Genomic DNA, 20,882 nt, shown 5'->3' on the forward strand with positions numbered 1-20,882 from the left:
CGGTCGCCGAGCGCGGGGGCGGGGTGCGGGTCAGGCGCGGCTCGCGACCGGGCGGCCGGGTGCGGCCTCCTCGTCGGCGGCCGCCGACTCCCCGCCCGCCCGCACCGCGGGGATCAGGCAGGCGACCGCGGCCGACACCAGCGCCACCCCGCAGCCGATCAGCAGCCCGGTGCGGAACCCGTCCTCCGAGGCGAACGTGTGGCCGCCCATGGTCACGGTCATCTGGGCCAGGACGACGCCGATGACGGCCGAGCCCACGGTCGTGCCGAGCGAGCGCATCAGGGCGTTGAAGCCGTTGGCCGCCGCCGTCTCCGACAGCGGGACGGCGCTCATGATCAGGGCTGGCATGGCACCGTAGGCGAGGGCGACCCCGCTGTTGATCACGATGCCGGCGACCATCAGGCCCCAGGCGGTGCCCATGAGGGGCAGGGCGACGCCGTAGCCGACCGCGATGACCACCGCGCCGAGGACGAGTGCGGTCTTGGGGCCGCGCGCGTTGATGAGCTTTCCGCCGAGCGGCGAGACGAGCATCATCATGACGCCGCCCGGCGCCAGGTACAGGCCGGCCGCGAGCATCGACTGCCCCAGGCCGTAGCCGGTCGCCTCGGGGAACTGCAGCAGCTGCGGGGCGATCAGCATGTAGGCGTACATGCCGACGCCGATGAGGACCGACGAGGCGTTGGTGAGCAGGACCCGCGGGCGGGCGGTGGTGCGCAGGTCGACCAGGGGGTCGCGGGTGCGCAGCTCGTACCGGCCCCACAGGCCGAGCGAGACGACGGCGAGCGCGAGCAGGCCGAGGACGCTGCCCGAACCCCAGCCCCAGTCGCCGCCCTTGGAGACGGCGAGCAGCAGGGAGACCAGGCCGACGGCGAGACCCACGGCGCCGGGCGCGTCGAAGCGCTGGCCCTTGGCCCCGGCCGGCACGTCGGGCACCACCCACCAGATCAGGGCGCCGATCAGCAGGGCGAGCCCGGCCGCGCCCCAGAACAGGATCCGCCAGTTCGCGTACTGGGCGACGGCGGCGGCGAGCGGCAGGCCGAGCGCGCCGCCGATGCCCATGGAGGCGCTGACGAGGGCGATGGACCCGCTCAGCCGCTCCGCCGGGACGACGTCCCTCAGCAGGGCGATGCCGAGCGGCACCATGCCCATGCCCATTCCCTGGAGACCGCGTCCCACGATCATGGGGACGACGGACGAGGAGAGCGCGCAGACCACCGAGCCCACCACCAGCGGCACGGCGCAGACCAGCAGCATCCGCCGCTTGCCCAGCAGGTCGCCGAGCCGGCCGGAGACCGGGACGCACACCCCCGCGACGAGCAGGGTGACGGTGACCACCCAGGCGGCGTTCGACGCGCTGGTGTCGAGGATCCGCGGCATGTCCGCGATCAGCGGGGTCACCAGCGTCTGCATGATCGCGGCGACGGTGCCGGCCAGGGCGAGCGTGGCGACGACGCCGCCCGGTCGGGCCGGCGGCTGGGGGCCGTGCATGGTGATGCTCCTTGTCGAGGCAGGAGAGGAGACGGCATCACCCGGGATGCCGTGTGCATCATACATACAAAGTGTATGGGCCATATCGTGTGCGGGTTGCATACGATGGCGGACGGGGGTGTGACACCACGCGGTGACGGAGAAGAGGGCACGTTGGACAGCGCGGACGGGGCCACGGCCCGGGTCGAGTTCGAGCAGATGCTGCTCGGCCGCTACATGCATCTCCACAAGAGCAGGGGGCGCCGGGCCGAGAGCCTGCTGGACCGCAGCGCCTACATCATGCTCAGCCGCATCCGCGTCCAGGGCCCGATGTCGATCGGGCAGCTCGGGGACGCCTTCGGCCTGGACGCCTCCACGCTGAACCGGCAGACCGCGGCGGCGGTGCGCGCGGGGCTCGTCGAGCGCATCCCCGACCCCGAGGGGGGCATGGCGCGCAAGTTCCGCATCACCGACGAGGGCGAGCGGCGACTGGAGGAGGAGCGCACGGGCATCGTGGCGAGTCTCGACCGGATCATGGCCGACTGGCCGGAGCGGGACGTCGCCGCCTTCGCCGACTACCTCCAGCGCTTCAACGCGAGCATCGAGCAGCTCCACGGGATGCCCTGGCCGCGCACGGAGCCCCCGGCCGGACCCCACGCGCGCTGACGCCCGCGCCCCGCCCGGCCGAGGACCCGGAGCCGGGAACTCAGATGTCCCGGAAGATCTCGATCTGGGCGCCGACGGAGTTGAGGCGTTCCGCCAGCTCCTCGTAACCGCGGTTGATGACGTAGACGTTGCGCAGGACGGACGTGCCGGTCGCGGCCATCATCGCGAGGAGGACGACGACGGCGGGGCGCAGGGCGGGCGGGCACATCATCTCGGCGGCGCGCCAGCGGGTGGGGCCCTCGACCAGGACGCGGTGCGGGTCGAGGAGCTTGACGTCCGCGCCGAGGCGGGTCAGGTCGGTGAGGTAGATGGCGCGGTTGTCGTAGACCCAGTCGTGGATGAGCGTCGAGCCCTGGGCGGTGGACGCGATGGCCGCGAAGAACGGCACGTTGTCGATGTTCAGCCCCGGGAACGGCATCGGGTGGATCTTGTCGATCGGCGCCTTGAGCTTGGACGGGCGGATCGTGAGGTCGACGAGCCGGGTGCGGCCGTTGTCCGCCGGGTACTCGGGGCCGCGGGTGTTGTCCAGGCCCATCTCCTCCAGGACGGCGAGCTCGATCTCCAGGAACTCGATCGGCACCCGCCGCACCGTCAGCTCGGACTCGGTCACCACGGCCGCGGCGACCAGGCTCATCGCCTCGACCGGGTCCTCCGACGGGCAGTAATCGACGTCCCGCTCGATGGACGGCAGCCCGTGCACGGTCAGAGTGGTCGTCCCGACCCCCTCGACCCGGACGCCCAGCTCCTCCAGGAAGAAGCACAGGTCCTGGACCATGTAGTTCGAGCTGGCGTTGCGGATGACGGTCACCCCGTCGTGCCGCGCCGCGGCGAGCAGCACGTTCTCGGTGACGGTGTCCCCGCGCTCGGTCAGCACGATCGGCCGCTGGGGGGTGGTGTCCCGGTCGACGATCGCGTGGTAGACGCCGACGGTGGCGGTCACGTCGAGCCCGAAGTGCTTGAGGGCGTTCATGTGCGGCTGGACGGTCCGGGTGCCGAGGTCGCAGCCGCCGGCGTAGGGGAGCCGGAAGTTGTCCTCCAGGTACATCAGCGGACCCAGGAACATGATCACGCTGCGGGTGCGGCGGGCGGCGTCGACGTCCATGCCCGCCAGGTCGAGCTGGGCGGGCGGGATGATCTCCAGGTCGTTGCCGTCGTTGATCCACCTGGCCCTGACCCCGATCGAGCCGAGGACCTCCAGGATCCGGTAGACCTCCTCGATCCGGGCGACCCGGCGCAGGGTGGTCCTCCCCTTGTTGAGGAGGGAGGCGCAGAGCAGCGCCACGCAGGCGTTCTTGCTCGTCTTGACGTCGATCGACCCGGCGAGCCGGCGGCCGCCGACCACGCGCAGGTGCATCGGTCCGGCGTAGCCCAGCGAGATGATCTCGCTGTCCAGCGCTTCACCGATTCGAGCGATCATCTCAAGGCTGATGTTTTGATTGCCCCGCTCGATGCGGTTGACGGCGCTCTGACTGGTGCTGAGCGCATCGGCAAGCTGCGTCTGTGTCCAGCCCCGATGCTGTCGGGCGTCACGGATGAGCTTGCCGATGCGTACGAGATAGTCCTCTGCCATGGGGCCGAGCGTATCTCAGATATGAGATGCCGCCTCAGCTGTCCTTGCGGCTTCGGCTGGTCGTGGTACGACGCCACCCGAACGGCCCAGGCAGGTTCTGGGAGGTGGTGCGGCGGCCGGTGGTGCTGCGGGTGTGCCGGGGGCCCTTGCCCTCGCCCGTGGTGATCGACATCGACTTCTTGTTGATGTTGAGCTTCACCCCGGGAAGGATGCGGAAGCTCTTGCGAAAAGTCAGCGGCATGTCAGCGCTCCGTTTCTCCGGGCCGAGGCCGGTCCGGTGACTCCCGATCGACCAACTCGGCCTGTCGGGCGGTGGGTTACCGTGGCATACCTCTGTCCCCAACCGGTCCGGACATGCCATCCGGTTGCCACCTCGTGGCCGCGGATCCGGGAAAGCGTGTTCGAGGGTGTCGCCGTGACCCGGAGCGGGTCGTGGCGCAAGGTGGCCTCATGACGACCGACGAGACACCTGCGACCGCGCCCCGGCTGACCTTCACCGCGGTGGTCCTCGGCGCACCCGACGCCGCCGAGCTCGCCGCCTTCTACCGCCTGCTCCTCGGCTGGCGCACCGAGCAGGACGAGCCCGGCTGGGTGAAGATCGCGCCTCCGGGCGGCGGCACCGCGCTCTCCTTCCAGACCGAACCCGACCACGTCCGCCCCGTCTGGCCGCCGGAGCCCGGCGCCCAGCAGATGATGCTGCACCTCGACATCGAGGCCGACGACCTCGACGCCGCCGTCGCCCACGCCCTCGCGGCCGGCGCCGTCCTCGCCGACGCGCAGCCCCAGGACGACGTCCGCGTCCTGCTCGACCCGGCCGGGCACCCCTTCTGTCTGTGGGTCCGGACCTGAACCGACGCTGCGAATCGGCCCTTGCGGACACGAACTGTCCGCAAGGGTGGCTACCGTGCCGGTCATGGAGACTTCCGAGGGGCCCCAGGTCATCGCCTTCGCCGACGCCACCGCCTTCGAGGCCTGGCTGGAGGCGCACCACACCCTCCACGAGGGCATCTGGATGAAGATCGCGAAGAAGGCGTCGGGCATCGCCTCGGTGACCGCGCCCGAGGCCCTCGACGTCTGCCTCTGCTACGGCTGGATCGACGGCCAGCGCAAGGCCCTCGACGCCACCCACTTCCTCCAGCGGTACACCCCGCGCCGCCCCCGCAGCCTCTGGTCAGCGGTCAACATCCGCAAGGTCGAGGCGCTCACCGCCGCCGGCCGGATGCGCCCGCCCGGCCTCGCCGCGGTCGCCGCCGCGCAGGCCGACGGCCGGTGGGAGGCCGCCTACGCCTCCATCGCCGAGGCCACCGTCCCGCCGGACCTCGACGCCGCGCTCGACGCGAACCCCGCCGCCCGCGCCTTCTTCGACACCCTCGACCGCACGAGCCGCTACGCCGTCCTGTGGCCCCTCATGACAGCCAGGACCCCCGCCACCCGCACCGCCCGCCTCACCCGCATGATCGACACCCTCGCGGAGGGCCGCCGGGTGTGAACGGGAGGACCGGGCGGACGTGAGACATCGGCGACACCGGGCATGACCAGAGAGAGGGCATGCACTAGAGTTATCTCGACATCGAGATATCTGCCCAGCGCACCGCAGAGCCGCCCTCCGCTAAGGGTGCCCTAAGTAAGCCTCACCTTAGCGGATCGGCGAGGAGCCGTGGCGGCAGGATGAGCGGTAGTACGCGCACATTGATGAAGGAGACTGTCGTGTCGGCGAACAGCTTCGACGCCCGCACCACGCTGAGCGTGGGCGAGGAGTCGTACGAAATCTTCGAGCTGGACAAGGTCGAGGGCTCCGCGCGCCTCCCGTACAGCCTGAAGGTGCTGCTGGAGAACCTGCTGCGGACGGAGGACGGCGCGAACATCACCGCCGACCACATCCGCGCGATCGGCAACTGGGACTCGCAGGCCCAGCCCAGCCAGGAGATCCAGTTCACGCCGGCCCGCGTGATCATGCAGGACTTCACCGGTGTGCCCTGCGTCGTCGACCTCGCCACCATGCGCGAGGCCGTCAAGGAGCTGGGCGGCGACCCGGCGAAGATCAACCCGCTGGCCCCGGCCGAGCTGGTCATCGACCACTCCGTGATCGCCGACAAGTTCGGCACCCGCGACGCGTTCGCGCAGAACGTCGAGCTGGAGTACGGCCGCAACAAGGAGCGCTACCAGTTCCTGCGCTGGGGCCAGACCGCGTTCGACGAGTTCAAGGTCGTCCCCCCGGGCACCGGCATCGTCCACCAGGTCAACATCGAGCACCTGGCCCGCACGGTCATGGTCCGCAACGGCCAGGCGTACCCCGACACCCTCGTCGGCACCGACTCGCACACCACGATGGTCAACGGCCTCGGCGTGCTCGGCTGGGGCGTCGGCGGCATCGAGGCCGAGGCCGCGATGCTCGGCCAGCCGGTCTCCATGCTCATCCCGCGCGTCGTCGGCTTCAAGCTGACCGGTGAGCTCACCCCCGGCACCACCGCCACCGACCTCGTCCTCACGATCACCGAGATGCTGCGCAAGCACGGCGTCGTCGGCAAGTTCGTCGAGTTCTACGGCGAGGGCGTGGCGGCCACGAGCCTCGCCAACCGCGCCACCATCGGCAACATGTCGCCGGAGTTCGGCTCCACCGCCGCGATCTTCCCGATCGACGAGGAGACGCTGAACTACCTGCGCCTCACCGGTCGCGACAAGCAGCAGGTCGACCTCGTCGAGGCGTACGCCAAGGCGCAGGGCCTGTGGCTGGACCCGGCCGCCGAGCCCGACTTCTCCGAGAAGCTGGAGCTCGACCTCTCCACCGTCGTCCCCTCGATCGCCGGCCCGAAGCGCCCGCAGGACCGCATCGTCCTCGCGAACGCCGCCGAGCAGTTCGCCAAGGACGTCCTCAACTACGTCGAGGCCGCCGAGGCGCCCGCGAAGACCGGCTCCCCGGTCGACGAGGCCAGCTCCGAGTCCTTCCCGGCCAGCGACGCCCCGGCGTACGGCAGCGACGACAACGGCGCCGGCGCCCCGAGCCACGCGAGCGGCTCCGGCTCCGCCGTCCCGTCGAAGCCCACCCCGGTCACCCTCGCCGACGGCACCTCGTTCGAGCTGGACCACGGCGCGGTCACCGTCGCGGCCATCACCTCCTGCACCAACACGTCGAACCCGTACGTGATGGTCGCCGCCGCGCTCGTCGCGAAGAAGGCCGCCGAGAAGGGCCTGTCGCGCAAGCCGTGGGTCAAGACCACGCTCGCCCCCGGCTCGAAGGTCGTCACCGACTACTTCGACAAGGCGAACCTGACGCCGTACCTCGACAAGCTCGGCTTCAACCTGGTCGGCTACGGCTGCACCACCTGCATCGGCAACTCCGGTCCGCTGGACGAGGAGATCTCGAAGGCGATCAACGACGCCGACCTGGCCGTCACCTCGGTGCTGTCCGGCAACCGCAACTTCGAGGGCCGGATCAACCCGGACGTCAAGATGAACTACCTGGCGTCCCCGCCGCTGGTCGTCGCGTACGCCATCGCCGGCTCGATGAAGGTCGACATCACCCGGGACGCCCTGGGCACCGACACCGACGGCAAGCCGGTCCACCTCAAGGACATCTGGCCCTCCGAGGCCGAGGTCAACGAGGTCGTCGCCTCCGCCATCGGCGAGGACATGTTCAACAAGTCCTACCAGGACGTCTTCGCGGGCGACGCCCAGTGGCAGGCGCTGTCCGTCCCGACCGGCGACACCTTCGAGTGGGACGCCGAGTCCACCTACGTGCGCAAGCCCCCGTACTTCGAGGGCATGGAGATGGAGACCAGCCCGGTCACCGACATCTCCGGCGCGCGGGTGCTCGCCAAGCTGGGCGACTCGGTCACCACCGACCACATCTCCCCGGCCGGTGCGATCAAGGCCGACACCCCGGCGGGCAAGTACCTCACCGAGCACGGCATCGAGCGCCGCGACTTCAACTCCTACGGCTCGCGCCGCGGCAACCACGAGATCATGATCCGTGGCACGTTCGCCAACATCCGCCTGCGCAACCAGATCGCACCGGGCACCGAGGGCGGTTACACCCGCGACTTCACGCAGGCCGACGGCCCGGTCTCCTTCATCTACGACGCCTCGCGCAACTACATCGAGCAGGGCACCCCGCTCGTCGTCCTCGCGGGCAAGGAGTACGGCTCCGGCTCGTCCCGCGACTGGGCGGCCAAGGGCACCGCGCTGCTCGGCGTCAAGGCCGTCGTCGCCGAGTCCTACGAGCGCATCCACCGCTCGAACCTCATCGGCATGGGCGTGCTGCCGCTGCAGTACCCCGAGGGCGCCACGGCCGAGTCCCTCGGCCTGACCGGCGAGGAGACCTTCTCCATCGCCGGCGTCGAGGAGCTGAACGAGGGCCGCACCCCGGCCACCGTCAAGGTCACCACGGACACCGGCGTCGAGTTCGACGCGGTCGTCCGCATCGACACCCCCGGCGAGGCGGACTACTACCGCAACGGCGGCATCCTGCAGTACGTGCTCCGCTCGCTGATCCGCAAGTAAGCCGATCCGCCGGTAGGCGCACCGCGCCGCACCGCGCACCGCGCACCGCGTCCCCGAGGCGCACCCCGAGGGCCGTGTCCCCCCTGCTCCCGCAGGCGGCGGACCCGGCCCTCGGCCGCGTTCCGGGGCCGCTACGCGACTCAGGGGGCGTCCGACACCCCCTGGCTCGTCCGCACCGCATTTGCCGCGACGGCGAGCAGCTCGTCCACCGACCACTGGTCGTCCGCGTGCTCCCCGTACTTCACGGCCGCCACCCGCCCGTCCGCCCCGAGGAGCACATCGGCCGGCAGCCCGAGCCTGCCGTGCGGCTGGCGGAGCGCAGGCGGCCGCTCCCGGCCGCGCAGCAGCAGCCACGTGCTCACCGCGACGGCCCGCAGGACCGGCCCCCACGCGCGCGGGTCGAGCAGGGCGCGCGGCGAGGACCCGACGCCGAACTGCGCGTACAGCCTCCGGTCGGGGTCGGGGACGAGCGGGAACGGGAACTCGTCGGCGTACGGCAGCAGTTGATCGGCGGGGGAGTGGAAGAGGACCACCTCGCGGATGCCGGCCGCCGCGATCTCGGCGTGCCGCACCGCCATGGACCGCAGGTGCAGATTGCAGACCGGGCACCCGGCGAACCGCCGGAACTGCAGGTGGGTGAGGCCGTCCGCGGCGGGCAGCCGGACGGCCGCACCGGTCGCGTCCGCAAGGCTCCGGAGGGGCACCGTGTCGCCGGGAGCGAGACGGCGGCCGGTTTGCGTGCGGGGCAGGGGCATCTGATCAGTCCTTCGTGGAGTCGGAGGCGGAAAGGGCGCGCTCGCACGCCCGTGAGCGTGCGGTGTACGCCTACGGGCACGCCGTCGGGCGTGCATCCGCGCACCCCGCGGACGCACCCGTAGGCGTACATCGCACACCTACGAGCGTAGGCGTATCCCGTACGCTGTCAACCACCATGCCGCGCCCCCGCTCCCTCAGCCCCGACCGCCTGGCCGCCGCCGCGCTCGCCGTCCTGGACCGCGACGGCCTGACCGGACTGTCCATGCGCACCGTCGCCAAGGAGCTCGGCATGAGCACCATGGCGCTGTACCGCTACGTCGACGGGCGGGAGGAGCTGGAGGGGATGGTGGTCGAGCTGGTGCTCAGCTCGGTCGACACCACGCCTCCGGCGGACCCCTCGGCGCCCTGGCGGGAGCGGATCGCCGTGATGCTCGGCCGGATGCGGGACGCGGTCGGCCGGCACCCGGCCGTCATCCCCCTCACCCCCGCGCACCGGCACAGCGCGCCCACCATCCTGCGCTGGTCCGAGACGGTCCTCGCGCTGCTCGCCGAGGCCGGCTACGAGGGCGAGCGACGGGTCGTCGCCCTGCGCGCCCTGGTCGGCTACCTCATCGGGGCCATCCAGCTCGAACACCAGGGACCGCTGTCGGGCGCCGGCACCGTCGAGCTCGGCGAGCTGCCCCGGGACTCGTTCCCCCTGCTCGCCGACACCGCACGGCACGCCCGGCGCGTTCCGGCCGACCGCGAGTTCTTCGGCGGTCTCGACATCCTGCTGCGCGGTCTCGGCGACTGAGGGGGCGGCTGTTCGCCGACGCCGAACCGCCCGCGACGGCCTGAATTGCGGCCGGTTCCGCGCTCTTGCGCGCCCTGTCCGATCCGTGCCTGCGTACAACGTGGAAAACCGCTCCCGGCCGAAGAAGTGGATGGCCTGACCATGTGTCCGTCAGGTCTCAACTCGGGAAAGTTCTCCGTCCGAACCAGTACTCGATCTTGCCGGGCGAGCGAGCAGTGGACTATACCTTTCTGCGTCGCCACACAGCCGGTCCGACCGGCTGTCGACCCCGGGGGGACGGGGTGCGGCGGGGGACCCGGTACGAGTCAACTGCCGCCTTTTTCCGGCCAATTCGGGCGAACATCGAGCAAGGCCCAGCGTTTCGATACCGCGGTGCGGGGAGGTTCCCGTTCACCGCCTGAGTCCTGTTGAAAGCGAGGACTTGAGCATGGGATCACCCTTTGCCCAGAACTCCGGCTCCGCCGGGAGCACCGAGAGCGGTCTCGGCCGTCGTGACCTGATCAAGCGCTCCGCGGCGCTCGGCCTGATCACCGTGCCCACGATGGGCTTCCTGTCCGCGTGTGCGAGCAGCGGCGGCGGCACCGACGACGCGCAGAAGGAGACCAAGGGCAAGGCCACGAAGGACAACCCCTTCGGCGCGCAGAAGAACGGTCTCCTCGACGTCGTCATCTTCAAGGGCGGCTTCGGCGACCAGTACGCCATCGAGTGGGAGAACGCCTACAAGAAGGAGTTCGGCGGCAAGGTCTCCCACCTCGGCACCCAGGAGATCACCGGCAAGCTGCAGCCGCGCTTCAACGCCGGCACGCCGCCGGACGTCGTCTGCAACTCCGGCGCCCAGCAGATCAAGCTCGACGTCCTGCACAAGGACAAGCAGCTCGCCGACCTCACCGAGCTCCTCGAGGCCCCGTCCTTCGACGACCCGGCCAAGAAGGTCAAGGACACCCTGGTCCCCGGCACCGCCGACAAGGGCTTCTTCGACGGCAAGATGTACTCGCTCAACTACGTGTACACCGTCTGGGGCGTCTGGTACTCCGGCAAGCTCTTCGCGGACAAGGGCTGGGAGGTGCCGAAGACCTGGGACGCCTTCCTCGCCATCATGCAGGAGGCGAAGAAGGACAAGATCGGCGGCCTCGCCCACCAGGGCAAGCACCCGTACTACATCAACGTCATGATCATGGACCTGATCGCCAAGACCGGCGGTCTGGACGCCATGAAGGCGATCGACAACCTCGACCCGAAGGCGTTCGTCGGCAGCGACGCCGCCACCGCGGCCATCGAGGCGATCTACGAGATCGTCGACAAGGGCCTGCTGCTCCCGGGCACCAACTCGCTCGACCACATCGAGTCGCAGACCGCCTGGAACAAGGGCAAGGCCGTGTTCATCCCCAGCGGTTCGTGGCTGGAGAACGAGCAGCTGAAGCAGACCCCGGCCGACTTCGACATGAAGTTCCTGCCGATGCCGACCCTGGAGGGCTCCCAGCTCCCCTTCGAGGCGATCCGCGCGGGCGCCGGCGAGCCGTTCATCGTCCCGGAGAAGGCCAAGAACAAGGCCGGCGGCCTGGAGTTCATGCGCCGCATGCTCTCCAAGGAGTGGTCGACGATCTTCGCCCAGCAGGCCAACTCGCTCACCATCGTCCAGAACGGCGTCGACACCAGCGTCGAACTGCGTCCCGGCACCAAGTCGGCGGTCGAGGCGGTCGCCGCGGCGGGCACCAACACCTTCGACTACTTCTACACCAACTGGTACAGCGAGATGGACGAGACCATCCGCACCGCGTCCGCGGAGCTGATGGCCAAGCGCATCACGCCGAAGGAGTGGCTGAAGCGCTCCCAGGCCGCGGTCGACAAGGCCGCGAAGGACCCGGCCAGCAAGAACAACAAGCGTCCGTAAACGGCCGGTTCGGGAACACCAGGGGCAGAGTGTCATGCACAAAGGCAAGAACCGGTTCGTCGCCGGATTCCTGATCGGCCCGGTCGGGCTGTACGCGGTCTTCATGATCTGGCCGTACATCCAGACCTTCGGCTACTCCTTCACCGACTGGCGCGGCCAGTCGCAGGAGATGAGCTTCGTCGGTCTCGACAACTACGTCGCGCTGTTCGGCGACACCGTCTTCCTCCAGGCGCTGTACAACAACGCCCTCATCCTGGTGTTCCTGCCGATCGCCACCATCCTGCTCGCCCTCTTCTTCGCCTTCATGGTGAACGTGGGCGGGCGGGGTGGCGGCATCGGCATCCAGGGCGTGCGCGGCAGTTCCGTCTACAAGGTCCTGTACTTCCTGCCGCACGTGCTCTCCGTGGTCATCCTCGCCATCCTGTGGCGCGCGGTGTACCGCGGCGACGTCGAGGGCCTCATCAACGGCTCCCTGGTCAAGCTGGGGATCTCCGACGAGAACAACCCCGTCGAGTGGCTCAACGAGCCCAACCTGGTGCTGTGGTGCGTGGTCTTCGTCCTGCTGTGGTGGGGCGTCGGCTTCTACCTGGTGCTGTTCTCCGCGGCCATGCAGTCGATCCCCAAGGAGATCTACGAGGCCGCCCTGCTCGACGGCGCCAGCCGTACGCAGTCGTTCTTCAAGGTCACCCTCCCGCTGCTCTGGGACACCGTCCAGACCGCCTGGGTGTACCTCGCCATCCTGTCGATGGACTGCTTCGCCGTGATCTCCGTGATGACCCCGGGCAACAGCTTCGGCGGCGGCCCGGACCACGAGAGCGAGGTCATGGCGACCTACCTCATGCGCAACTTCCTCTCCTTCGGCAAGGCCGGGTACGCCTGCGCGCTCGGTGTGGTCATCCTCGTCCTCACCCTGATCCTGTCCGTCGTCACGCTGCGCATCAGCCGCCGCGAGCGCATCGAATACTGAGCGGGGAAGCACGATGTCTACCACTCCCTTGATCCCCGGGGCGGCCAAGGACTCCGTCCCCGCCCAGCGCTCCCGCGGGACCGCGAAGAGCACCGGCGCACCCGCCGGATCGAGCGGCAGCGAGGGCCGGGTCCTCAACGTCTTCTCGCACGGCTTCCTGGTCCTCTGGGCCGTGATGATCGTGCTGCCGCTGATCTGGCTGCTGCTCGGCTCCTTCAAGACCGACTCCGAGATCGGCGCCAGTGCCTGGTCGATGCCGACCAACTGGAACCTCGACGCCTTCGAGCGGGCCTGGAACAAGGGCCATGTCGGCTCCTACTTCCTGAACACCGTGATCGTCCTGGTGTTCTCCGTGCCGCTCACGATGCTCCTCGGTGCGATGGGCGCCTACGTCCTGGCGCGCTACGAGTTCGTCGGCAACCGGATCATCTACTACTTCTTCGTGGCCGGCGCGATGTTCCCGGTCTACCTGGGCCTGATCCCGCTGTACTTCCTGATCAAGATGCTCGGGATGCTCAACACGTACCAGGGCCTGATCCTGGTCTACGTCGCCTACTCGCTGCCGTTCACGATCTTCTTCATGCACGCGTTCTTCCGGACGCTGCCGACGGCGATCCACGAGGCGGCGGTCATCGACGGCGCCTCCCACACCCGGATCTTCTTCCAGGTGATGATGCCGATGGCCAAGCCCGGCCTGATCAGCGTCGGCATCTTCAACCTGCTCGGCCAGTGGAACCAGTACATCCTGCCGATGACGCTCATGCAGCAGCAGAGCGGGTTCGACCCCGACCGCTCGATGCTGACCCAGGGCCTGGTGCTCCTGAACCAGCAGCAGGGGTACGCGGGCGACCTGCCGGTGGTGTTCGCCGGCGTCACGATCGCGATCCTGCCCGTCGTCGTGGTGTACCTCGTCTTCCAGCGGCAGGTGCAGTCGGGCCTCACCGCCGGCACCCTGAAGTGACCCCCGTCTCGCGCGCCTGAACGCGCACCGCGGCAGCGGCCCCCGTCCCACCGGCGGGGGCCGCTGCCCTTTGTCCGGATAACGGCGGTTAACGCCGCATGTCCCGGGTCACGATCCCGCTCATGCGTCGGCCCGCACGCTCAAGGTCTTGACGTGGGGCGACCGCAAAGGCTGAGCTATGGGTTCACAAGTTGGACAGAGTCGGGGCCCCATCGCAGTGGCCCCGTCGGCGGGAGGTCGTCGTGGAGACTCCGGGGTCGCAGTCGTCGCTGCACCGGGCCAACCTCGAACGGGTGGTGCGCGCGGTGCGCATGGCCGGTTCGCTCACGCAGGCGGAGATCGCCCGTACCACCGGGCTGTCGGCCGCCACGGTCTCCAACATCGTGCGCGAGCTCAAGGACGGCGGCACGGTCGAGGTCACGCCGACCTCCGCCGGCGGCCGACGGGCCCGCAGCGTCTCGCTGAGCGGCGACGCGGGCATCGTGATCGGCGTCGACTTCGGCCACACCCACCTGCGGATCGCGGTCGGCAACCTCGCCCACCAGGTGCTCGCCGAGGAGTCCGAGCCGCTCGACGTGGACGCCTCCTCCGCCCAGGGCTTCGACCGGGCCGAGGAGCTGGTCGACCGGCTCATCTCGGCCTCCGGGATCGCCCGGGAGAAGGTCGTCGGGGTCGGGCTCGGCGTGCCCGGCCCCATCGACGTGGAGTCCGGCACCCTCGGCTCCACCTCGATCCTGCCGGGCTGGACCGGCATCAACCCGCGCGAGGAACTCACCTCCCGGCTCGGCGTCCCCGTCCACGTCGACAACGACGCCAACCTCGGCGCGCTCGGCGAGCTGGTCTGGGGGAGCGGGCGCGGGGTCAGGGACCTCGCCTACATCAAGGTGGCCAGCGGCGTGGGCGCCGGCCTCGTCATCAGCGGCCAGATCTACCGCGGCCCCGGCGGCACGGCCGGCGAGATCGGGCACATCACGCTCGACGAGTCGGGCCCGGTCTGCCGCTGCGGCAACCGCGGCTGCCTGGAGACCTTCGCCGCCGCCCGGTACGTCCTGCCGCTCCTGCACTCCAGCCACGGCACGGAGTTGACCATGGAGCGGGTGGTGCGCCTCGCGCGCGACGGCGACCCCGGCTGCCGGCGGGTGATCGCCGACGTGGGGCGGCACATCGGCAGCGGTGTCGCCAACCTTTGTAACCTCCTGAACCCCACCCGGGTCGTCCTCGGCGGCGATCTCGCGGAGGCCGGGGAGCTGGTCCTGGGGCCCATCAGGGAGTCCGTGGGCCGGTACGCGATCCCCAGCGCCGCCCGGCAGTTGAGCGTGCTCCCAGGAGCCCTCGGCGGGCGCGCCGAGGTGCTCGGCGCACTGGCCCTCGCGCTGAGCGAGATGGGCGACTCCACCCTGCTCGACGGGTCGCTGTCCGCTCTCGACGGATCGCTGTCCGCGAGCACTCCTGCCTTCACTTAGATAACGAATGGCACCGTTGCCATCTCGTTAAGAATTTACTTCTTGACGCCGCTCTCGCGGCCGAGTTGACTCACCAACACCTCGGCCGCAACGTCGCGGCCTCGTCAGGGAGGTTTACAGATGAACACGCGTATGCGTCGTGCCGCCGTGGCCGTGGCCGCGACCGCCATGGCCGTTTCCCTCGCCGCCTGCGGCTCCGCCGGAGAGGCCGACAAGGACAAGTCGGAAGGCGCGGACAAGGCGAAGTCGGGCCCGATCAAGATCGGTCTGCTGCTTCCGGAGAACCAGACCGCGCGCTACGAGGCCTTCGACAAGCCGCTCATCGAGAAGCGGATCGCGGAGCTCGCCCCGGACGCCGACGTCACCTACGTCAACGCCCAGCAGGACGCCACGAAGCAGCAGCAGCAGGTCGAGACCATGATCACCAAGAAGGTGGACGTGATCATCCTCGACGCCGTCGACTCCAAGGCGATAGCCAGCGCCGTGCAGTCCGCCAAGGACGCCGACATCCCGGTCGTCGCCTACGACCGCCTGGCCGAGGGTCCGATCGACGCCTACACCTCCTTCGACAACGAGGAGGTCGGCAAGGTCCAGGGCACCGCGCTCCTCGAGGCGCTCGGCGACAAGGGCGACAAGCCCCAGATCGTCATGATGAACGGCTCCCCGACCGACCCCAACGCCGCCATGTTCAAGGCCGGCGCGCACTCCGTCCTCGACGGCAAGGTGACGATCAAGGAGTACGACACCAAGGAGTGGAAGCCGGAGGTCGCCAACACCCAGATGGAGGGCGCGATCGCCTCCCTGGGCAAGGACAAGATCGTCGGCGTCTACTCGGCCAACGACGGCCTGGCCGGCGGCATCATCGAGGCCCTCAAGGGCGGCGGCTTCGACAAGGCGAACCTGCCCCCCGTCACCGGCCAGGACGCCGAGCTGGCCGGTGTGCAGCGCATCGTCGCCGGTGAGCAGTACATGAGCGTCTACAAGCCGTACCAGCCGGAGGCCTACGCCGCCGCCGAGATGGCCGTGGCGCTCGCCAAGGGCGAGAAGCTCGACTCCATCGCCAAGGCGAAGGTGGACAGCCCCACCACCAAGGGTGTCCCGGCCCTGCTGATCCCGCCGGTCGCGCTGACCCAGAAGAACATCAAGGACACGGTCGTCAAGGACGGTCTCTACACCATCGACGACATCTGCACCCCGAAGTACAAGGCCGCCTGCGACAAGATCGGCCTGAAGTAACCTCCGGGTCCCGCGGGGGAGTCGACACCGCCCGAGGCCGCAGCGCCCCGAGGTGAGGACCGGCTCCCCCGCCGTCCGGCAGCCCGCCCCGACCAGCCGCCCCGCTCGACGGGGCGGGCTGCCGAACGCCCCGGCACCGCCGGCCGACCGGCCCGCGGCGCCCGGGTGCACACCCTTTTCCACCCCGTTCGTTTCCGAGGCATTGCCCCCGTGCGCCGTGCGTACGAGGGTGTTCCGCACAGCTTTTCCGCGCCCACGCCCCCCGGGCGCGGCATCCCCGCCGGTCAGGCGGCGAAGGAGATGGTTCACGTGTCCGCTACGCCCGTGCTGGCGTTGAGCGGGATCTCCAAGCGGTTCGGCGCCGTCCAGGCGCTCACCGACATCAATCTGGAGGTCCACGCCGGTGAGGTGGTCGCCCTCGTCGGCGACAACGGCGCCGGCAAGTCGACCCTGGTCAAGACGATCGCCGGAGTCGGCCCCGCCGACGAGGGCGTCATCCACTGGGACGGCCGCCCCGTCCGGATCGACAAGCCCCACACCGCCCAGGAACTGGGCATCGCGACGGTCTACCAGGACCTCGCGCTCGCCGACAACCTCGATGTCGTCGGCAACCTCTTCCTCGGCCGCGAGCTGAAGAGGTTCGGCGTGCTCGACGAGGTCGAGATGGAGCGCCGCTCGCGCGAGCTCCTCGCCACGCTGTCCATCCGCATCCCGAGCGTGCGCATCCCGATCGCCTCGCTCTCCGGCGGCCAGCGCCAGACGGTGGCCATCGCCCGCTCGCTCCTCGGCGAGCCGAAGGTCGTCATCCTCGACGAGCCCACCGCCGCCCTCGGCGTCGAGCAGACCGCCCAGGTACTCGACCTCGTCGAGCGGCTGCGCGAGCGCGGCCTCGGCGTCATCCTCATCAGCCACAACATGGCCGACGTGAAGGCCGTCGCGGACACGGTGGCGGTCCTCCGCCTCGGCCGCAACAACGGCGTCTTCGACGTGAAGACGACGTCCCAGGAAGAGATCATCTCCGCCATCACCGGCGCCACGGACAACGCCGTGACCCGCCGCAGGGCGCGTACCGCGGAGGCGGCCCAGTGAGCCCCAAGCACGCAACCCCCACCGCCACCGACGCCCCGGCCGCCGCGCCGGGCGCGGTGACCGCGGTCGACCCCCGTCTGCTCGTCCGCGAGCAGGGCTTCAAGGGCTACGTCACCGAGTTCAAGCGCAAGATCCGCAGCGGTGAGCTGGGCTCCATACCCGTCGTCCTCGGCGTCATCATCATCTGGGCGATCTTCCAGAGCCTCGACTCCAGCTTCCTGGGCGCGGAGAACCTCTCGAAGCTCTCGATCAACCTGGTCGGCACCGGCCTGATCGCGGTCGGCATCGTCTTCGTCCTGCTGCTCGGCGAGATCGACCTCTCGGTCGGCTCGGTCAGCGGCCTCGCCGCGGCGATCTTCGCCGTGCAGGCCGTCAACGAGGGCATGAACGAGATCCTCGCCGCGCTGCTCGCGCTGCTCACCGGCGCGGTCATCGGCGCGCTCCACGGCTTCTTCTTCGCGAAGATCGGCGTCCCCGCCTTCGTCGTCACCCTCGCCGGCCTGCTGGCCTGGAACGGCCTGATGCTCCAGGTGCTCGGCAGCAAGGGCACGATCAACCTGGACGCCGACGGGTTCGTCGGGAACCTCACCCGGTACTTCTTCAGCGACGTCGCCGCGGCCTACGGTCTGGCGATCGCGGTCATCGCGGTCTACTTCCTGAGCGCCTACCGCGACAGCAGCCGCCGCAAGGCCGCGGGCATCCCGTCCCGCCCGACGAGCGAGCTGATCTTCCGCACCGCGGCGATCGCGGTCCTCACGCTGGTCCCGGCCTACGTGCTGAACCAGTACAAGGGCCTGCCGCTGGCCCTGGTGATCTTCCTCGTGGTGCTCGTCGTCGCCGACTTCGTGCTCCGCCGCACCTCTTACGGCCGCAAGGTCTTCGCGGTCGGCGGCGGCACCGAGGCGGCCAGCCGGGCCGGCATCAACGTCGTCGCGATCCGGATCTCCGTCTACACGATCGCCGGCACCATGGCGGCGTTCGGCGGTCTGCTGCTCGCCTCCAAGATCGCCGCGGCCAACCAGTCCGCCGGCGCCGGCGACCTGCTGATGAACGCGATCGCCGCGGCCGTCATCGGCGGCACCAGCCTCTTCGGCGGCCGGGGCAACGTCTGGTCGGCCCTCCTCGGCATGCTGGTGATCGGCTCGATCGCCTCCGGCATGGCCATCCTGGGCATCGCGTCCTCGGTCCAGTACATGATCACCGGCGCCGTGCTCCTCGCGGCCGTCGTGATCGACTCGGTCTCGCGCCGCACCCAGAAGTCCGCGGGCCGCGCGTAACCGCCCCGCACCACCCCTGTGCCCGGCCCCGGTGACCCCACCGGGGCCGGGCACAGGCATGTCCGCGGAAAGGCTCCCGCGGGGCGTGTGAGGGCCCGGGGACGGGGGAGGGGGGAAGGTGTAGGCGGACCGGGCACGGACACGCGGATGCACCCATGCGCGTGACGTATCCCCCACCCGCCGATGACCGGCCCCGCGCGCGGAACATTAGACTCGATCGGACCCGACCAAGCTCGAACAGCTCTCATGCAAGGAGGCACGGGTGTCGCTGCTGACCCGTATCAGGGGACCGCGCGATCTGGACCGGCTGAGCCCGGAGCAGCTCGACCAGCTGGCCGCCGAGATCCGGACCTTCCTCGTGGACGCCGTCGCCAAGACCGGCGGGCACCTGGGGCCCAACCTCGGCGTCGTCGAGCTGACCATCGCGCTCCACCGCGTGTTCGAATCGCCCAGGGACAAGGTCCTCTTCGACACCGGCCACCAGGCCTACGTGCACAAGCTGCTCACCGGCCGGCAGGACTTCTCGAAGCTGCGCGCCAAGGGCGGCCTCTCGGGCTACCCCTCGCGGGCCGAGTCGGACCACGACGTGATCGAGAACAGCCACGCCTCGACCGTCCTCGGCTGGGCCGACGGCCTCGCCAAGGCCAACGAGGTCCAGGGCCGCGACGACCACGTCGTCGCGGTGATCGGCGACGGCGCCCTGACCGGCGGTATGGCCTGGGAGGCGCTGAACAACATCGCCGCCGCCAAGGACCGCCCGCTGGTCATCGTCGTCAACGACAACGAGCGCAGCTACGCGCCGACCATCGGCGGCCTCGCGACCCACCTCGCGACCCTGCGCGTCACCGACGGCTACGAGCAGTTCCTCGCCCGTACCAAGGACGTCCTGGAGCGCACCCCGCTCATCGGCCGCCCGCTCTACGAGACGCTGCACGGCGCGAAGAAGGGCATCAAGGACTTCATCGCCCCGCAGGGCATGTTCGAGGACCTCGGCCTGAAGTACGTCGGCCCGATCGACGGCCACGACATCGAGGCCGTGGAGTCCGCCCTGGCCCGCGCCAAGGGCTTCGGCGGCCCGGTCATCGTCCACTGCATCACCCAGAAGGGCCGCGGCTACCAGCCGGCCGAGCGCGACGAGGCCGACCGCTTCCACGGCATCGGCCCGATCCACCCCGACACCGGCCTCCCCGTGTCCGCCGCCGGCGCCGACTGGACCTCCGTCTTCGGCGAGGAGATGTTCGCGCTCGGCAAGGAGCGCGAGGACATCGTCGCGATCACCGCGGCCATGCTCCAGCCCGTCGGCCTGCAGAAGTTCGCCGAGGCGTTCCCCGGCCGGGTCTACGACGTCGGCATCGCCGAGCAGCACGCCGCCGTCTCGGCCGCGGGCCTGGCCACCGGCGGCCTGCACCCGGTCTTCGCGGTCTACGCCACCTTCCTCAACCGCGCCTTCGACCAGCTCCTGATGGACGTCGCCCTGCACAGGCTCGGCGTCACCTTCGTCCTGGACCGGGCCGGCGTCACCGGCACCGACGGCGCCTCGCACAACGGCATGTGGGACATGTCGATCCTCCAGGTCGTCCCCGGCCTGCGGATCGCCGCCCCGCGCGACGCCGACCAGCTCCGCGCCCAGCTGCGCGAGGCCGTCGAGGTCGACGACGCGCCCACCGTCGTCCGCTACTCCAAGGGCGCCGTCGGGCCCGCCGTCGAGGCCGTCGGCACGGTCGGCGGGATGGACGTCCTGCGCCGGCCTGAGGACGGCTCGGCGGACGTGCTCGTCGTCTCCGTCGGCGCGCTCGCGCCGATGTGCCTGGAGATCGCCGACCTGCTCGCCAAGCAGGGCATCTCCGCCACCGTCGTCGACCCGCGCTGGGTCAAGCCCGTCGACGAGGCGCTCGCCCCGCTCGCCGCCCAGCACCGCGTGGTCGTCACCGTCGAGGACAACTGCCGTGCCGGCGGCGTCGGTTCGGCCGTCGCCCAGGCGCTGCGCGACGCCGACGTGGACGTGCCGCTGCGCGACTTCGGCATCCCGTCCCGCTTCCTCGACCACGCCTCCCGCAAGGAGGTCATGGCCGAGATCGGTCTCACCGCGCCGGACATCGCCCGCCAGGTCACCGGCCTGGTCGCGAAGCTCGACGAGCGGCCGCAGACGGTGGAGTCCGCGCGCGACTGAACGGTGTAATCCGTGTGCCGCTCCCGCGCGGGGGCGTTTGCCACGAGGGCCGGGCGGTCACCCTCTACGGGTGATC

17 protein-coding genes are annotated in these 20,882 nt (G+C 70.1%); 13 read left to right on the top strand and 4 right to left on the bottom strand.

Annotation, left to right across the window (positions count from 1 at the left end):
- Positions 1-30 precede the first annotated feature (30 nt).
- Positions 31-1,488 carry an MFS transporter gene (locus tag ACFWEG_RS04230; RefSeq protein WP_387208976.1) on the bottom strand — a complete coding sequence of 486 codons (1,458 nt, stop codon included), beginning with the start codon at positions 1,486-1,488 and terminating at the stop codon, positions 31-33.
- Positions 1,489-1,686: 198 nt separating this feature from the next.
- On the opposite strand from ACFWEG_RS04230, the gene ACFWEG_RS04235 reads away from it, so the two are divergent.
- Positions 1,687-2,133, top strand: coding sequence for a MarR family winged helix-turn-helix transcriptional regulator (locus tag ACFWEG_RS04235; RefSeq protein ID WP_387209013.1), 447 nt, complete (start codon positions 1,687-1,689; stop codon positions 2,131-2,133).
- Positions 2,134-2,173: 40 nt separating this feature from the next.
- Here ACFWEG_RS04235 and ACFWEG_RS04240 read toward each other — a convergent pair whose 3' ends face one another.
- A complete protein-coding gene (locus ACFWEG_RS04240; RefSeq protein ID WP_387208977.1) occupies positions 2,174-3,703 on the bottom strand; it encodes a UDP-N-acetylglucosamine 1-carboxyvinyltransferase in 1,530 nt (509 codons plus the stop codon).
- A gap of 34 nt (positions 3,704-3,737) precedes the next feature.
- Positions 3,738-3,944, bottom strand: coding sequence for a DUF4236 domain-containing protein (locus ACFWEG_RS04245; protein ID WP_387208979.1), 207 nt, complete (start codon positions 3,942-3,944; stop codon positions 3,738-3,740).
- A 209-nt stretch (positions 3,945-4,153) separates the two neighbouring features.
- Between ACFWEG_RS04245 and ACFWEG_RS04250 the strand changes: the two genes are divergently transcribed.
- The 3 genes from ACFWEG_RS04250 to ACFWEG_RS04260 all read left to right on the top strand — a co-directional run bounded on the left by ACFWEG_RS04250 (position 4,154) and on the right by ACFWEG_RS04260 (position 8,203).
- Positions 4,154-4,552, top strand: a complete 399-nt coding sequence (locus ACFWEG_RS04250) for a VOC family protein (RefSeq protein ID WP_387208981.1) — start codon at positions 4,154-4,156, stop codon at positions 4,550-4,552.
- A 64-nt stretch (positions 4,553-4,616) separates the two neighbouring features.
- Entirely contained in the window at positions 4,617-5,192 is a 576-nt protein-coding gene (locus ACFWEG_RS04255) for a YdeI family protein (RefSeq protein WP_387208983.1), read from the top strand.
- A 218-nt stretch (positions 5,193-5,410) separates the two neighbouring features.
- Positions 5,411-8,203: an aconitate hydratase gene (locus ACFWEG_RS04260; protein WP_387208985.1), complete on the top strand. Its 2,793-nt coding sequence runs from the start codon at positions 5,411-5,413 to the stop codon at positions 8,201-8,203.
- Between the two features lie 140 nt (positions 8,204-8,343).
- Here ACFWEG_RS04260 and ACFWEG_RS04265 read toward each other — a convergent pair whose 3' ends face one another.
- Positions 8,344-8,958, bottom strand: coding sequence for a peroxiredoxin-like family protein (locus ACFWEG_RS04265; protein WP_387208987.1), 615 nt, complete (start codon positions 8,956-8,958; stop codon positions 8,344-8,346).
- Positions 8,959-9,134: 176 nt separating this feature from the next.
- Here ACFWEG_RS04265 and ACFWEG_RS04270 point away from each other — a divergent pair, with 176 nt between their 5' ends.
- From ACFWEG_RS04270 to dxs, 9 genes are all read left to right on the top strand, one after another.
- The gene (locus ACFWEG_RS04270) at positions 9,135-9,752 is read left to right on the top strand and encodes a TetR/AcrR family transcriptional regulator (RefSeq protein ID WP_387208989.1); all 618 of its coding nucleotides are present in this window, start codon (positions 9,135-9,137) and stop codon (positions 9,750-9,752) included.
- A 427-nt stretch (positions 9,753-10,179) separates the two neighbouring features.
- Positions 10,180-11,643 (top strand): N-acetylglucosamine/diacetylchitobiose ABC transporter substrate-binding protein, encoded by a 1,464-nt coding sequence (ngcE, locus tag ACFWEG_RS04275; protein ID WP_387208991.1) that lies wholly within the window; start codon positions 10,180-10,182, stop codon positions 11,641-11,643.
- A gap of 34 nt (positions 11,644-11,677) precedes the next feature.
- A complete protein-coding gene (locus ACFWEG_RS04280) occupies positions 11,678-12,610 on the top strand; it encodes a carbohydrate ABC transporter permease (RefSeq protein ID WP_387208993.1) in 933 nt (310 codons plus the stop codon).
- Positions 12,611-12,623: 13 nt separating this feature from the next.
- Complete coding sequence (locus tag ACFWEG_RS04285; protein ID WP_387208995.1) at positions 12,624-13,571, top strand: carbohydrate ABC transporter permease; 948 nt, start codon at positions 12,624-12,626, stop codon at positions 13,569-13,571.
- Between the two features lie 242 nt (positions 13,572-13,813).
- A complete protein-coding gene (locus ACFWEG_RS04290) occupies positions 13,814-15,034 on the top strand; it encodes an ROK family protein (protein ID WP_387208997.1) in 1,221 nt (406 codons plus the stop codon).
- Positions 15,035-15,166: 132 nt separating this feature from the next.
- Positions 15,167-16,270, top strand: a complete 1,104-nt coding sequence (locus tag ACFWEG_RS04295) for a substrate-binding domain-containing protein (protein WP_387209015.1) — start codon at positions 15,167-15,169, stop codon at positions 16,268-16,270.
- Positions 16,271-16,570: 300 nt separating this feature from the next.
- Entirely contained in the window at positions 16,571-17,359 is a 789-nt protein-coding gene (locus tag ACFWEG_RS04300) for an ATP-binding cassette domain-containing protein (RefSeq protein WP_387208999.1), read from the top strand.
- Entirely contained in the window at positions 17,356-18,636 is a 1,281-nt protein-coding gene (locus ACFWEG_RS04305) for a sugar ABC transporter permease (protein ID WP_387209001.1), read from the top strand. The genes ACFWEG_RS04300 and ACFWEG_RS04305 overlap by 4 nt, the downstream gene beginning before the upstream one ends.
- Before the next feature lie 262 nt (positions 18,637-18,898).
- A complete protein-coding gene (gene dxs / locus ACFWEG_RS04310; RefSeq protein ID WP_387209003.1) occupies positions 18,899-20,806 on the top strand; it encodes a 1-deoxy-D-xylulose-5-phosphate synthase in 1,908 nt (635 codons plus the stop codon).
- The last annotated feature ends 76 nt before the right edge of the window (positions 20,807-20,882 follow it).

Origin of the sequence: Streptomyces sp. NPDC060194 (assembly GCF_042728285.1) — a bacterium.
Classification (GTDB): domain Bacteria; phylum Actinomycetota; class Actinomycetes; order Streptomycetales; family Streptomycetaceae; genus Streptomyces.